Origin of the sequence: Demequina aurantiaca (genome assembly GCF_050598105.1) — a bacterium.
Taxonomy (GTDB): domain Bacteria; phylum Actinomycetota; class Actinomycetes; order Actinomycetales; family Demequinaceae; genus Demequina; species Demequina aurantiaca_A.
Genome location: NZ_CP192436.1, coordinates 328,287 through 343,120 on the forward strand (window position 1 = coordinate 328,287; position 14,834 = coordinate 343,120).

A 14,834-nucleotide genomic window follows, 5' to 3' on the forward strand; every position below is an offset into this window, starting at 1 on the left:
CACGCCCACCAACTGACCGGTTTCGGACCTTAGCGTGCCACGACCGGCGTCGTCATCTTGTCCGTCAACCAGGGCCCAAGCACCCTTTGCCGACCCGGCGAGTGTGTTGCGGGCCCTCAATAGCCACCTTCCGCGAGGTGAAACGGAGCCCCTGGCGGGAGGTGAAAGCCAGTTGTCACTCCAGTCGCTGTCGTCGGGTCGGATCCTCTTGCTATGAGTTGCCGGATCCCAGCCCAGCCACGCCCACCTATTGGTCTCAGTGTTTTGACCACCACTGATGAGGCGATTGATACGATCCGGAGAAAACACCTTCGCCGTGGGGCGTGCGAGTTCCGCGAATAGACACTCGAAACCCGCAATCGACGACGGTGCGAACGATCGCGAGAGCGCGATACACCGAGCAGACCACTCGTCACGCACTAGGCCTATGTGCACTAGATTCTCAACGGTTTGCACGTTCGCTTGAACGTCGTATGCCGTGCTGACTTCGGCACTAGCATTGTCCCGCCATTGTGGAAGGGTGGCTTCGGCGGTAGCGTTCTTCAATTGTTCTGCCATCAACCGTAGGTGGTCTAATTCGCCTGGATATATTGTAGTTTGGTCTGCCATCGGTGCCGAAACCCCCTAGCGCGGAGCTAATGTCGCGTGGATATGCCATTTACCCAAACTGTCCTGGGCGGCGCTCGTGATGACGGTGTCTAGGCCCTTGCCCAGGAGTAATTCGCCTTCACCGGGGATCGCGGTTAAGGACTCGACGTAGAGCGCTGGTGTCCCCTGAGGAGCATCCAAGTACACCACACTGTCCACCTCAGGCAGTTTTGCCCAACCCGGAAGTTCGTCTCCCAGTGTGGTCGATGTGAAGCCTTGCCCCTCGATTCTGGCTCCAATAAGCTCGTCGAACGTTCTGTTTCCAAACCACTCCTGTTTCTGCAGATCAATACCGCGCATCACCGTCAGGTCGTGGGGCGTTGGTGTGGCCTCCATTGTCTTCTGAATATTGACGATCGCATCATTAATCTTCGGATTGCTGACGTCGCCGGTCCGCAAAGCGTTGTTGATATCTTTGTAGTCGATCTCGCCGGGGCTTTTGTCCGTGTCGAGCTCCTTGGTGTAGTCAATGATTGACTGCTTCTGCTCGGGAGTGAGGTTCTCTACGGTGTTGTGCCATTGATCATCGCCGTAGCGCTGACCATCAGCATTGTTGAACGTGGGCTTGCCTTCGCCATCGGGCAGATACTGGTCGTTCAGGGTAGACGCACTTTTGGGGTTCGTGCCCCAGTCGCCGTCCGGAGTGTTGTCCGGCTTGCCTGCGGGCGTAGCGACACCATCGGGCCCGCGACCCACTTCCGGCGCGGCATGGGGGCGACCGTGGGCATCAAAAGCTGGGCGGTAACCCGTTGCGCTGGTGACAAGCTCGTCGAAGGCGCTTTTGAGGGAGCGGAAGAGTCGGGCGGCGTCGTCCAGTAGCGGCATGAGCTCGCCGATTGCTTTGAGGAGCTTGGTAACGAACTTGCCGACCTTGGCGGTCAGGGACGCGACCCTGGCGGTGACCTGTGCGATCGCGGCGGGCGCTCCGAAGCCCAGAGTAATGGCCGCAGTGGCTGCCGCGGAGATCGCGGTGCCGATCGCTTGGGAGAGCGCATCGCGGGTGATGTCGTGAACTGCTTGCACGATGGTGGAAGCAATCCGCATGCCCGTACCTATGGCCGACGACAGTCGCCCCGCCGCTGCAGCGTGAGCCGCACACTCGGTTTGGAACTTGCGGTAGGTCTCGACCATGAGCCCGTGCTGGCTGTCGAGGTCTCCCAACACCCTGGTGAGTTCGTCGGAAGCGGACTGCATCTGCGCGGCAATGTTCTCCCACGTGCCGGCGAAGCCCATCACCTCGCCCGCGTCCCCGGTGAGGTCGTTAAACCATCCCTTGATGGGTTCCATGTGTTCGATCAGCCAACCGATGCCCATCCCGATGGCGCTGCCCAGTGGGTCCACCACCATCGCCACGCCATCGGCCACGGCGGCGAACGCACCCATGCCGCCCTCAACCCAATCACCGTTCTTGATCCCCGACGAGATCATGTCGCAGTCCTCAAGCAAGAACGTGCCCGCCAGCGGAGTGGACATCTCGACCCGGCCCACCACCAGGGAGTTCACCGCCGTCACGGCGCTACCTCACCCCGCCCGAGTCAAGGAAGCCCCTGATGCTGGCCACATGGTGCTCTACGTCGCTCTCGTACCGGTCAAAGTCAGCCACGGCGCCTTTCAGCTCCGTCGCGCTGCGATCTAACGCCCCCTCAACGGACTCGATCGCTGAGCGAGCAACGCTCGTGACTGCCACCGCAGGGGCGACCAGGAACGCACACATCACGCCAAATGCGCCACCTCCAAGATTCATGGAACGGGCCGCAGATGCCGCCGTGCCCACGTCGGTGGCCACGTGGCGCACGCGAGAAATGTGGTGCGACATCACATCAGCGTCTATCGAGATCTTGTCAGCCACGATATCCCCCGGGTCCGATTAGTACGTGATGCCAGGCTCGGCGGGCGGAATATCGCGGGCGGCTGCTTCTTCACGAAGCCGCGCGGTCACGCCAGAGTCCTCGCCAAACGCATCGGCTGCGAGTTGCACCGCCTGGGCGCCAATTGCGCGGTGTGCGTCATTGACTATCTTTTTAATCAAGGTCGCGAGATCATCCTCACGGAGCGCCGTAGCGTCAGTCGTGATCTTCAGTTCAGTCAGCAGGCCACTAGCGGAAACAGCTGCCGTGACCTCACGCCGCGGGGAAGAAGCCCGGCCCACGAGGGTCTTCATCTGGGACTCGAGCTCCCTGGCCTTGGTGGCCTGCTCTTGGGATTGACGAATTTGGGCTTCCACCTGGGCTATCGCGGAATCGGGATTCGCCCACGGATTCTCAGTCATGATTGGAGATTAGCAAATCTCCACAAGAATGGCGGCGCCAATTGCCATCTAGACGCAAAAATTGATGAGGTTGGAGTCAGGCGCCTCCGTGAACCCCCTGCCTCTAAACCGCACGCGGCTACGTCCGCACCGTAAATCGACTGTTCGCTGTGCCGCTCGTGCGTAGCGCGGGCTGGCAATGGTCGATTTACGGTGCGGACGTAGAGGCAGGTGCACGCGTGCGCTTCGCGCTAGCCTTTCCGCATGGCATCAAGCACCCCCGTTGACCCCACCCACTGCGTGGCACTGCGCGCCGATCTCGACGGCTGGACCGTCGATGCCGTAGGCGACCTCGCGGGGGACGTCGCAATGCGGGCTCTGGGCCGCGAGCAGGTGACGCCGGCAATCCTGGCGGCCCGGGAATCGTCCGACCGTCTCGCCACCCTCACCCGGCTGATGATGCTGGGCGACACCGTCACCCGTGCGGAGGCCGATGCGGCACTCCCGTCCCTCGGAACCGACAGGGCGGTCGCGGCCGGGCTAATTCGTGCCGCTGGGGCCGGCGCTGACGACCAGGTGCGCGCTCGGGTGGATCTGCGGCCCACGGCGGTCGTGGGCGCGGGTGCGGGCGGCACCAGTAGTTCCGGGGACACTGTGACCTGGTGGATGGCCTCGGACCAGGCGGAGGCGGTCACTGGCTCGCAGTTGCGCCCCGACCACGTGCTCGGAATGGGTGGGGCGTCGACGATGCTCGCCTCGGCCACTATGCGTGCGCCGCGCGGGCGTGTACTTGACCTTGGCACCGGCTGCGGGATCCAGGCGATGCACGCGTCTTTGCATTCGCGGAGCATCGTGGCGACGGACATCTCGCAGCGGGCGCTGGATTACGCGGACTTCAACAGGGCACTCAACCAGCCGGCGGGTGAGTGGAGCCTGCGCCAGGGCTCCATGTTTGAGCCAGTCGCGGAGGATGTCGCGGCGGGTGGACTGTTCGACTTGGTGGTCTCCAACCCGCCGTTCGTTATTACCCCGCAGGGGGCGCCCAGCTTCGAGTACCGCCACGGGGGTCTGCCCGGCGACGCGATCGTGGAGTCGATGGTCTCAAACGTAGGCTCAATGCTCGCGCCCGGAGGCGTCGCCCAGATGCTCGGCAACTGGGAAATTGGCCGCGGCGTGGACTGGCGAGAGCGGCTCGAAGGCTGGCTCGACGCATCGGCGGTGGCGGGCTTCCCGATGGACGCATGGGTGATCCAGCGCGACGCCCTGGACGGCGCCGAATACGCGGAGACCTGGTTGCGCGACGGGGGATTGACGCCCGAGCGTGGCCGAGCCGAATACCAGGACGCCTACCGGGCTTACCTGGCTGACTTCGCGGCGCGCGACGTGGAGGCGATCGGCTTCGGCATCATCACCCTGCGCCGGGCATCCGGCGACGGCCCCACGCTGCGCCGCCTCGAGGAACATGAGGGGCAGCTGCCGTCCCCGCTGGGGCCCCACATCGTCGATGCCCTCGCGGCTCACGATTGGTTAGCAACGACGTCGGACGATGCGCTACTCGCCCACGCGCTCACGGTCGCGCCGGACGTCACGAAGGAGACCTACGGCCGCCCGCTTCTGCACGACCCGGAGCACATCCTGATTCGCCAGGGAGGCGGTTTGGGTCGCTCTGTTAAGGCGGACACAGCGCTAGCCGGGTTGGTGGGTGCATGCGACGGCGAGCTCACGGTGGGGCAGATATCGCACGCCCTGTCTGCACTGCTGGACGTCCCCGCGTCGACGATGCTGGCAGGGATGGTCCCCGCGGTGCGCGACCTGGTGCGGGACGGGTTCCTGATTCTCTAGTTTCTGAGCCAATTTGGACCATCTGGAGCCGAGGCAGCCCGGAATCGTGCGGTATCGGACCAATAGGGCGCCGGGTGGGGCGTGGCCGGTGGGGTGACAGCGCGCTACTGCTCGCCCTCGAAGCGCGAGGCCACATAGGCGAGCTGCGCAGCCACATTGCCTCGGTCGCGGGACACAATTTGCGCGCGACCGGGAGGTGCCGGAACGGCCTTGGCCTTGCCAATCAGCTGACCCTCGCCGGGGTCTCCGCTGAGCAGGATGCCTGTGGCGCCTAGGTCCGTGAATCGCTGGATGATGGGGTCGTAGGCCGCACGGCTGGCGCCACCAGTGCGCCGGGTGACGACCACGTGCAGACCTAAGTCTGCCGCCTGTGGCAGCAGGGGCGCGAGCGCCGCGAGGGGGTTGCCCTGCGACGTCGATACCAGGTCGTAGTCGTCGACCAGGATGAATCCCTCGGCGCCGGTCCACCACGACCGTGCCCGCAGTTGCTCTGGGGTGACGTCCTTGCCAGGCACACGGGTCTGGAAGAACTGCACCAGCTCCTGGATCCCAGTGGTCGTCTCCTCGTGCGTGGACAGCGTGGCGCCCACGTACTCCTCTGGCAGGTCACCCAGCAGCGAGCGGCGGTAGTCCACCACAAAGATCTTGGCCTTGCCGGGAGCGTAGAGTCGCGTGATCTCGTTCGCGTAGGCACGGAGGAAGGAGGTTTTGCCGGAGTCAGCGTCGCCATACAGGTAGAGGTGCGGCTCCTCCATGATGTCGATGCCGAACGGGGAGAGGTTGGCCTCGTCGATGCCGAGCAATACTTGGCCGGGTGCCGGCTCCCCGAGGGTGCGCACCTGATCCAGGCTGATGGACTCCGGCAGCAGCCGTAGTTTGGGCCCGGCGGGTCCCTGATAAGCACGGTTCATGTGGCCCACGAGCCCCTCCACACCGTCCGCGAGCGACGATGCGTCGCTGACGCCGTCGATCCGCGGCAGGGCCGTGAGCATCTGCAGTTTGCGGGGGCTGAGACCGCGCCCCGGTGCGCCGGCGGTCACGTTGGCCGCCGCTTTTCGGTCTATCTCCGAGTCGGTGACGTCGCCCAGGCGTAGTTCCACGCGGGTGCCCAGCAGGTCCTTGAGGTTGGCGCGCAGCTCGAGCCAGCGGGCAGCGGTAATGATGAGGTGAACACCGAACGTCAGTCCGCGCGCCGCGATCGCCAGAATCTGCGCTTCCACCGCCTCAAAGTCAGCGCGCACTGTTCCCCACCCGTCCACGATCAGGAAGATGTCGCCGTAGCCGTCGTTGACGCGCCCCTCGCCGCGGCGCTGGCGGTACGTGTCGATCGAGTCGATGCCGTGGTCGCGGAAGTACTGCTCGCGCGTGTCGACCAGGCCGGCAACCTCAGAGACCATGCGGCGCACCACATCGGGTTCGGACCGGGTTGCGACGCCCGCCAGGTGCGGGAATTTCGCTAGGCCGGTAAAGCTTCCGCCGCCAAAGTCTAGGACGTAGAACTGCACTTCTTGCGGGGTAAGCGTGAGCGACAGCGACACCATGGTGGTGCGCGCCAGCGTGGACTTTCCGGACAGTGGCCCTCCGACAATCGCCATGTGACCCGATGCGCCGCCAAGCGCAACGGTGAGAGCCTCCCGTCGCTGCTCGAGGGGCACGTCGACCATCCCCAGCGGCACCGTGAGACCGCGACCGCGCCACGACGGGGAGTGGATGCCTAGTTCTGGAGTCTCAGTGAGGTCCCCGAACAGTTGGTCAAGCGACGGCGCGACCTCAAGCGGCGGCAGCCACACCTGATGGGCGGGGGTCCCCTTGCCGCGCATTTGCTCTACCGCGAGTTCGAACGTGCTGCGCGTCTCCTGGGGTTCGGAGCCGGACGGCGCGGCGGCATCGGCCGCCTCGTCGACGCGGGCATCGATGACGGACGGCGCGGCGGTGAACAGCTCGACCTTGGAGCCCACTTCACCATCGGTCGTGGTGCCGCCGGAGGTCGCCGCGCGGCGACGGGTCTTGGGCGGCCCGGACACATAAGCCGCGCGGAACTGTGTCATCGTTTCCGTGTCCGACTTGAGGAAGCCCACGCCGGGCTGTTGCGGCAGGGTGTATGCGTCTGGCACTCCCAGGATCGAGCGTGACTCAGCTGCGGAGAACGTGCGCAGCCCCACCCGGTAGGACAGGTACGTGTCCAGCCCGCGCAGCTTTCCCTCCTCGAGCCGCTGCGACGCGAGAAGCAGGTGCACCTGCAAAGAGCGCCCCACGCGGCCGATGTTCACAAAGCTCTCGATAAACTCGGGCTTGGCGGCCAGGAGCTCAGAGAACTCGTCCGCGACAATGAGGAGTGCGGGGAGCGGCTCCAGGTCCGTGCGCCCGCCGCGGCGGGCCTTCTCGTAGTCAAAGACGTTGGCAAAATTGCCCGATGCGCGCAGCACCTCTTGGCGGCGCGTCACCTCGCCCTGGAGGGCGTCCTGGAACCGGTCCACCAACGCTATCTCGTCGCCCAGGTTGGTGATAATGGAAGACACGTGGGGCATTCCGGCCATGCCGGCAAAGGTGGCACCACCCTTGAAGTCAACCAGCACAAAGTTGAGCTGCTCAGGGGAGTGGGACAGTGCGAGCGCCAGCACCAGCGTGCGTAGCACCTCGGACTTTCCGGAACCCGTCGCGCCAATCATCACGCCGTGAGGGCCCATGCCCTGCTGCGCGGACTCCTTGAGGTCAAGCACAATTGGCGCGCCGGTGGTGGTCTGACCAATGGGCACGCGCAAACGGTCGCGCTCGGGGCGGTTCTTCCACACGTGCTCAAAGTCGATGTCGCGCACGTCGGGCAGGCCCAACAGGTCTACGAGTTCCAACTGCTCCGTAGTGGTGGTGCCGGCGTCGATCTGGGTCGAGTCGGTGTACAGGGGCAGAAGGCGGCGAGCGGTGGCCTCCGCTTCCGCCACGGTCATCGCGTCCGCGCGCACCGTCTCGGTGGCGTGAGCCATGGTGACCAGGTCCGCCATACCCGCGGTGTCGCCCATCCCAAAGGAGACGCGCATGGTGTTGCCCGCTTCCAGATCGGTCCACCGTGAGGGTAGGTCGATCACAGTGACGCCGGCAAGGCCGTCGGGGGTCACGATGGGGTCATCGCCACGCGCACGCAGGTCGTCGGTGACAATAATGATGTGGGCGGCGTCGCCACTGCCGCTGCCGGGGGTGAACCGAGACCGCTCGTGGGTGTCGGCTGGCAGCATCGCCTCGAGGGCGGCCAGATCGGAACCGATCATGCGGGAGGGGCCCAGGCCGTCGCGCTCGGTGTGCGACTGCGCATGAGGCAGCCACTTGGCCCACTCCCAGTGGGCGACGGTGGACGGGTCCGCCGCAATCACAATCTGCACCGCATCGGGGTTGTGGAAGGTGGCAATGTTAAGCAGTATCGCGCGGACCATGGCCCGCACCTCAGCCTCATCACCGGTGACCTCAACGCGCGCCCAGTCCGTCAGGTTGACGCCAAAGGGTAGGTTTTTCTGAGTCTCGTGCGCCAGCATGAACCGGTGCGCGGCGGAGGCGGACACCGGGTCGAGTTGCGCCAACGGTGGAAGTTCCGGTGCCTCGAGCGCAATACACAAAGGCTGCGTGCTGAGTCCCACCCGGGTGAAGAGGAAGTCCGAGTCATCAGTAGAGCGTTCCCAGACCCGTGTGCGCTCCTCCGCCACAAAGGCCAAGGTTCCGGGCGCGGGGTTGGCCCAGTTTGCGGCGCGGCGTTGCTGCGTTGCGGCGGTGCGCACGGTCTGACGCAGGTCAGTCAGGTACGCGAGGTACTCCCGGCGTGCACCAAGCACCTGCGCGCTGCGCTGCGACTTTTGACGCCAACCGTTGACTCCCACAAAGCCAAGCGAGGACAGCAGGAATAGGCCACCCGTGAGCAGTCCGGTCGCGCTTTGGTTGGTCATGACCACCATCAGGATTGCGCCCAGTGACCCCACCATCGGCATCAGCGATGTAAGCATGCTCGACGCGCCGTCCGCGGTGGCGAGTTCGGGCGGTGCTTGAACCTGGATAGATCCCGAAGGTTGGCGCGGTGGCGCTAGTCTGCGACCACTCATGCGCGTCCTCCCTGAGGGCCGTCGGTAAGGATGTTGATGGAGAATGCGCGTTGGCCTATGCGCACGCGCATGCCGTCCTCAAGCAGGGTGCGTTCGTGGGCTACGAGGGGCGTAGCGCCGCCCGTGTGATCAATGAGGTCGGTGCCGTTGGCAGATCCATTGTCGGTGACCCAGGTACGTCCACGCGAGTGTTCAATGCGCACATGGGTGCGCGACACGGTTTTCTCCGTATCCGTGACAACAATGGTGTGGTCGCTCGGTTCGATGGGAGAGGGGTTCCTCCCCAGGACGATCCCGGCCGGTAGCGGCACTTGCTCGCGTTGGCCCGTGTCAAAGACCAACAGCACGTCCCCGTGGCTAGCCTCAGCACTCGCGGCCGATGCTTGCAAGAGTGCGGAGTCCTCCGCGGGTGCGGGAGGGCCATCGCTTGTCCCGGTTGGGTTGGGCGCTGGGGTGGGGGCTGGAATAGTTGGCGTGATTGCGGGAAGCGCCGTGTCGCTAGGGGCAACTGTGCGTGAGGAACTGTGGGAGTCCTCGTACTCAAGCGGCACCTGCAGTGGGCGCTCGATGTTGCTGGGCGCGGTGGTGGTCGGAGCGGTGACCTGCTGAGCGGCTCGCTCGACGTGAGGAGCCTGGTAGGCCGCCAGTTCGTTGACTCCGGGTAGGCGCCCACTGCGCGCGGCGCGAGGGGATGCCACTGTCATGGTGCCCGTGGCCATATCCGCCCAGCCGCGACGTCGGCTTTGGCCGTCCCATGCGCTGGAGGCGACCACTATCCAAGCGCCCACCAGTCCCACTACAAAGCCCGCGCCCGTGAAAGCGAAGCGCCCGGCGGACCGGCCCACTCCGGGGGAGAAAGGGGCGTCTTTACGCGAGGTGCGGATGCCCATGATCGCGTTGCCAACGCTGAGTCCGGTGCGAGCCTCCAAGACCCACAGGAACACCACGCATTCGAGCACCGCAACGGCTGCGAGGACGGGTGAGCCCGTGGCTGCCAGCACCGCACCCGCGATGGCCAGGGTGGCGAACACGTCCAGGGTAAAGGCGGCGAGTCGGGCGCCGGTGCCCGCAGCGCGGCCACGGAAGGCGGCCCCCAGTGCGGGAGCGGAGTCGGCTTGACGAGGCGAGTAAGTGGCAGCCGTCGCGGAGCTCATGGCCGGCGCGGACGCCATGCCAGCCGGCTGCGTGGCTAACCCTGGCAGCGCCGTATTTTGCTGCTGAGCCTGCTGCACCGGAGGGGAGGCTTGATCGGCATGGGTGCCACCCATGCCCGGCGGCAGGGCAGACGGGATCGCCCCGGTTCCGTGAGCCACTCCTGGGCGGGCGGCGCCGCACCACATACATTGCGCGGCGGACGGGCTGACGGGTTCCTGGCAACTCCAGCAGGCCACGATCGGCGAGGGGATAGGAGCGCTCATCCGGACATCATTCCACGCACGAGCTCCACCACATTCGCCGCGAGCAGCGCGCACGGGAGGGCGAGCGCTACGGATAGCGATTCCACCTTGTCCCCCACTCGTGACCACCCGAGCGACCTCGCTCCCTTGGAGAGCGGGACTATCAGCGCGGCGGCCACGATTCCCACCGCGAGCAGCGCCACGGCGAGTACCGTGACGCTCACCGTGCTTGCGCTTACGGCCCCGGCAATTGCCACCTCAATCACCATGACCGCGGCTACGCCCCGGGAGACCCACATGATGACTGGCTCGGTGCCGTGACGGGGCATCAGGAACAGTGCGGCTACCGTGGCGGCAATGACGCCGATGCTGCCAATTCGCACCATCATGCCGCCGTCACGAAAGCCTGGCAGCACCAGCAGCGCCATGATGGGAGCGGTCAGGCACAGGGCAATGGTGCCGGTGCGCAGGCGTGCAGCCGCTACCTCCACGGTGGGACGGATGGCCTCCATCATTACCGCGCCGGGCTCTTGGGGAATGGCGCCGCGCACGGTCCAGCGGCTGGACATGAAGTGCTTGTAGTTGATGGCGTAGCCGTCCGCCACCGGTAGCAGCACGGTGGGCAGGAACCTGATCCCGGGCACCACAAGCCCCAGCGTCAGAGCCGCAGCCGCGACCATGGGCCATTCCAGCAGCAGCGTCATGCCCCAGATGCTCCCGTACACCACCAGCAACACGGACACTGTGGAGGCGATGGCCCGCAGCACGCGGTCCCGCGCGGCCACTGCCATCACGGAGCCCAGCGCGGCGGCGCTCAACAGGCCAATCGTGACGGCGAGGTGGGTGGCACCCACGGCATCGGGAACCGCCAATGTTCCGGCGGCAAACGCGAGCGTAAGGGTGGAGACAAGGGCGGCTGCTCCCGCGCCGCGCGGCGCGGAGCGGACAATCCACAGCGCGGCGGACGCGAGTGCGCCCAGCCCCAATCCCAGCGCCACCCACGGCCTGCCTGCGCCGGCCAGCAGGGGCGCCCCAGCCGCGAGTGAGCCGAGCGCTCCGGCGGCCAGCAGGAGCGCTGATAGGGCGAGCAGCCACCACGTGGATCGGTGGTCGGCGCGCGTGGTTGTGGCCTGTGCACGCAAACCTGGTGGTGTAGCGGCCGCCTTGCCCAGGTCGACGATGCTCAGCAGGCTGCCGTCGGCTAGGTCGCCTATGAGCGTGGTCGGGGGGACCTCGCGGCCGGAGCGGTCCAGCAACACGTCGCGACCGGACTCAAAGGAGACGCCAATGGCATCGAGCGCATCCGCGACTAGCTGCGTGGTGGGAGCGCTGACGTCCAAGCGCGCGTCATCGCCAAAAAAGGCGATGCGTCGGTGCTCTGGAGTAGTCGTGCTCATATGTGAGTGGTGTTTTCCTTGTACCTAAGGTAGTCCGCCGCTGGCAGTTTACGGGCACACCGCGGGGTCTGCGATCGTGGTGCGCCCGGGAGCCTAATTCGACTCGGACGCTTGTGTTGGCTCGTCCGCCAGTCGCTCTGCGCGACCACCTGAGCCGGCTGACTTGGGGCGCAGCACAAACTCGTCCTCGTCCTCAATTTTGGGGGCGATGTGGCCACCCAGGCCGGGACGCTTGTCCTTGGACTGGCTGCCGCCACCCTGACCGCCGGTTCCCATCATTCCGCCACGACCGCCCGCGCCGCCTGCACCGCCGGAAGCCGCGCTCGCGCCGCCGGTGCCTGAGGCACCCGCGCCTGCGCCTTGTCCGCCAGAGCCCAAGAGTCCTCCGGAGCCGCGCACGCCAGCGCTACCAGAGTTGGCGCCGCCCGGCCCATTGAGGCCACCGCTGCCGCCCAAGCTTCCCGCGCCGCCGATACCACCTACGCTGCCGATACCGCTGGCACCACCAATGCCCCCCGCGCCGGAGCCGTACTTGAGCGCGGCTGCGCCTGCCGCCGCTCCGCCACCCATCATGCCGGCGCCCATCGCGGCGTTCGCGCCGCTGAAGCCGCCTGAGGTGCCGGGAATCTGACCCTGGCTGTTGCTGTCCGCTGAGTAGGAGGGGCCAGTGCCGCCCTCAGTTCCGTAATAGCCGCCGGCGTTGCTGCCGTAGTGGCCACCGGCGCTACCGGAGCCGTCGCTACTGTAACCACCGTCGGCGGAGGGGCTGGTGCCAGATCCGGAGGACCCACTTGTCGCGCCGGCGAGCCCGACGCCGCTTGCAGCCGATCCAGACCCGCGGCCGTAGGTGGAGGTGTCAACATAGGAGGCGCTGTGTCCGCGGGGTAGCGTTCCGCCACCAGACTGGGATCCATCGCCAGCCGAATAGTCCTCGCTAATACCGTTTTCGGTCGTCACGTCTTCGACGGGAGTGAGGCGATCGATGTTCTTTCCGGACTCCTTCGCGCGCAGTTCTTGGGCCCGGACTTTGAGCTTTGCCTCGATGGCCTCGTAGCGTCGCTTGGCTTCTTCCTCTCGCTTGTTGCCAAAGAGGCGTTCGGCGACACCGACAACGGCGTTGGCGGCCACGGTGATGCCCAACTCCGGAACGAAGAGCGGGGTGGTGGGCTCCGGGGTGTTGCGTGCAGCCGCATACACCCAGTCGGGCGGCAATCCGGGGGGCAGGCCGCCGTCGCTGTCGGCTTGCATGAGCTCCCTATTCGCGCTTTCAATGACTCCCTGCATCGCGACCACTGACGTGTGAAGAACGTTGAACTTGGCTTGTAACTTGCTGAAGGCTTGGCCAGCGGCCCTTCCCGTCTCGCCCTCGATGCCCTCGTGATCAGAGAGCGAATCCAGCGTCAGGACAAGTCGCGAGTACGCTTTTTGCGCGGACTCGAACCCAGGTGTTTGCCAGCCTCCGGAGGAGGTGATGGCGTTGAGTTTGTCCTCGTAGTAGCTCATGGCGTGGGGCTCTGCTTTCGGTTCTTGGAGATCACGATCACGATCACTACGGTGGCGATCAGGGCCAGTGCGACGAGCACGGCGATGGCGATGATAACCATGGTGGTGTTGGACGCTCCCAGTGAGTCAGGCAGGGGGGTGGGAGACGGCGCGGGTTCCGTGGCGTTACCAGAGGGGCTGGGGGACGTGGAGGTGGTGGGGGCAGCGGAGGGGCTGCCGAGTACCTGCTCTATTGAGGGGCCAATGAACACATCGCCCGTCAACTCGACGAGTAGGGGGTTGATGTCCTCATACTGTGTGGGGTCCGAGGCCAGGAAGGAAATGGTGTCCACCGACCCGTATCCATTGATGTCGTCCCACATCAGCTCGTGCGGCTCCACGCCGGTGTTGCGTATCAACGACTGAATCAGCTGGTTAGAGGTGGCCTGCGGATACTTCTGCACGGCAAGCGCGAGGTTGGCCGCGGTAATGGGGGTCGCGAACGACGTACCCGACGACAACTCCGTGCCGGCCCAGGTGTCACCTTTGTGACCCTGGGTCAAGATCACGTCACCCGGAGCGACCACGTCCACAAACTGGCTGGTGTTCGGATTGCCCGTGTAGTCGGTGATGACCTCGCCGGTGGGACCAAAGGCACCCACACCGAGCACACCGTTGTATATGACGGGTGCTCCGTCGGTGTCCTGGATGCTGTCTCCGGTGTCCTGGTTGCTGAGTCCCGCCACGACGATGACCCCGGCTCGCAACGCCTTGAGAATGTCCTTTTCAACGTCCTCATCGGTGATGAACGAGACTGAAATAATGTCTGCGCCGTCGTCCACTGCCTGAGAGATGGCGGGACCAAGTACGCCCTGGAGGCTACTACCGCCGTCCTCGGTATAGCAGACGCGATCTCCGCCGACTGCGTAGAACAGGATTGATGCGCCGGGGGCGACTCCCTGCACACCGGGGGCATCGGTGTCTGAATTGCCGTTGCCCACAATCATCGAGGTCACGTTGGTACCGTGCCAGGCGGCGTCAACGTCATCCGACTGGGCCGGACGGGACACGCCTTCAGGCGAGTAACAATATGCAGGTTCATGCACAGTGACGTCGGCACCCTGCAAAGCTGGGGCGTCCAGGTTGATGCCATCGTCGAGCACCGCGATGGTGACCCCGGAACCATCAATACCTTCAGCGTGGAAATCCGGGATCCCATACACGTCCAGGTACCACTGGCCGTCGTCGTTGGTAGCAGCGGCCGCGGGAAGGCCTACCGCCACGGCCACCAACGCTACGACCACTCCAACAGCGGCGATTCTGAGCTTCATCACGACGCCCGATAGTTGGACGCCGTTGCTGAACCGGATGATGTGCTATCTATTTCCGGCCCTGGCGTCGCAGCGCCCGTGGAGTTGTCCAATCCGTCCGCGAGACGGGCGATAAAGGCTTGAAGTTCCGCCTCGTTTTCCGCGAAGTCCGTCCGCGAGTATTTCAGTGCCTCCCCGAGTCCCACCAACTCTTGACGAAGTTCTGCTGAAGCAATCGCGACGTTGCGAGCTGCATTCTTAACGGCAGCATCGAACTCGGTGGCTGCGGGGCCCACTTCGTTGAGATTCGGCCCCGCAGCCTGCTGGGTGTCGGCGGGCTCCGGGTACGCGTCTAACTCGCGCACCAGTTTGCGAATCATGATCGAGACGCTATCCGGATCAAACTCAATCTGCCCGCTGCTCACACC

At 65.3% G+C, this 14,834-nt stretch carries 10 protein-coding genes; 1 reads left to right on the top strand and 9 read right to left on the bottom strand.

Annotated features, from left to right (window positions below; translation table 11 throughout):
* Nucleotides 1-624: 624 nt before the first annotated feature.
* From ACQU6B_RS01515 to ACQU6B_RS01525, 3 genes are read right to left on the bottom strand one after another with little or no spacing between them, the layout of a single operon-like run.
* A complete protein-coding gene (locus ACQU6B_RS01515; RefSeq protein ID WP_430868282.1) occupies nt 625-2,160 on the bottom strand; it encodes an ADP-ribosyltransferase in 1,536 nt (511 codons plus the stop codon).
* A gap of 4 nt (nt 2,161-2,164) precedes the next feature.
* Nucleotides 2,165-2,497 (bottom strand): hypothetical protein, encoded by a 333-nt coding sequence (locus tag ACQU6B_RS01520; RefSeq protein WP_430868283.1) that lies wholly within the window; start codon nt 2,495-2,497, stop codon nt 2,165-2,167.
* A gap of 18 nt (nt 2,498-2,515) precedes the next feature.
* Complete coding sequence (locus tag ACQU6B_RS01525; RefSeq protein ID WP_430868284.1) at nt 2,516-2,917, bottom strand: YbaB/EbfC family nucleoid-associated protein; 402 nt, start codon at nt 2,915-2,917, stop codon at nt 2,516-2,518.
* A 243-nt stretch (nt 2,918-3,160) separates the two neighbouring features.
* Here ACQU6B_RS01525 and ACQU6B_RS01530 point away from each other — a divergent pair, with 243 nt between their 5' ends.
* Complete coding sequence (locus ACQU6B_RS01530) at nt 3,161-4,738, top strand: DUF7059 domain-containing protein (protein WP_430868285.1); 1,578 nt, start codon at nt 3,161-3,163, stop codon at nt 4,736-4,738.
* A 104-nt stretch (nt 4,739-4,842) separates the two neighbouring features.
* Here the strand turns inward: ACQU6B_RS01530 and eccCa are convergent, their stop codons facing one another.
* The 6 genes from eccCa to ACQU6B_RS01560 all read right to left on the bottom strand — a co-directional run bounded on the left by eccCa (nt 4,843) and on the right by ACQU6B_RS01560 (nt 14,786).
* A complete protein-coding gene (eccCa, locus tag ACQU6B_RS01535) occupies nt 4,843-8,820 on the bottom strand; it encodes a type VII secretion protein EccCa (protein ID WP_430868286.1) in 3,978 nt (1,325 codons plus the stop codon).
* Nucleotides 8,817-10,238, bottom strand: coding sequence for an FHA domain-containing protein (locus ACQU6B_RS01540; RefSeq protein WP_430868287.1), 1,422 nt, complete (start codon nt 10,236-10,238; stop codon nt 8,817-8,819). Before ACQU6B_RS01540 ends, eccCa begins: the two co-directional genes overlap by 4 nt.
* The gene (locus ACQU6B_RS01545; RefSeq protein WP_430868288.1) at nt 10,235-11,614 is read right to left on the bottom strand and encodes a hypothetical protein; all 1,380 of its coding nucleotides are present in this window, start codon (nt 11,612-11,614) and stop codon (nt 10,235-10,237) included. The genes ACQU6B_RS01540 and ACQU6B_RS01545 overlap by 4 nt, the downstream gene beginning before the upstream one ends.
* 93 nt (nt 11,615-11,707) lie before the next feature.
* Nucleotides 11,708-13,117 (bottom strand): hypothetical protein, encoded by a 1,410-nt coding sequence (locus ACQU6B_RS01550; RefSeq protein WP_430868289.1) that lies wholly within the window; start codon nt 13,115-13,117, stop codon nt 11,708-11,710.
* Nucleotides 13,114-14,427 carry a S8 family peptidase gene (locus ACQU6B_RS01555; protein WP_430869262.1) on the bottom strand — a complete coding sequence of 438 codons (1,314 nt, stop codon included), beginning with the start codon at nt 14,425-14,427 and terminating at the stop codon, nt 13,114-13,116. The genes ACQU6B_RS01550 and ACQU6B_RS01555 overlap by 4 nt, the downstream gene beginning before the upstream one ends.
* Nucleotides 14,427-14,786: a hypothetical protein gene (locus ACQU6B_RS01560; protein ID WP_430868290.1), complete on the bottom strand. Its 360-nt coding sequence runs from the start codon at nt 14,784-14,786 to the stop codon at nt 14,427-14,429. Before ACQU6B_RS01560 ends, ACQU6B_RS01555 begins: the two co-directional genes overlap by 1 nt.
* Between the last annotated feature and the right edge of the window lie 48 nt (nt 14,787-14,834).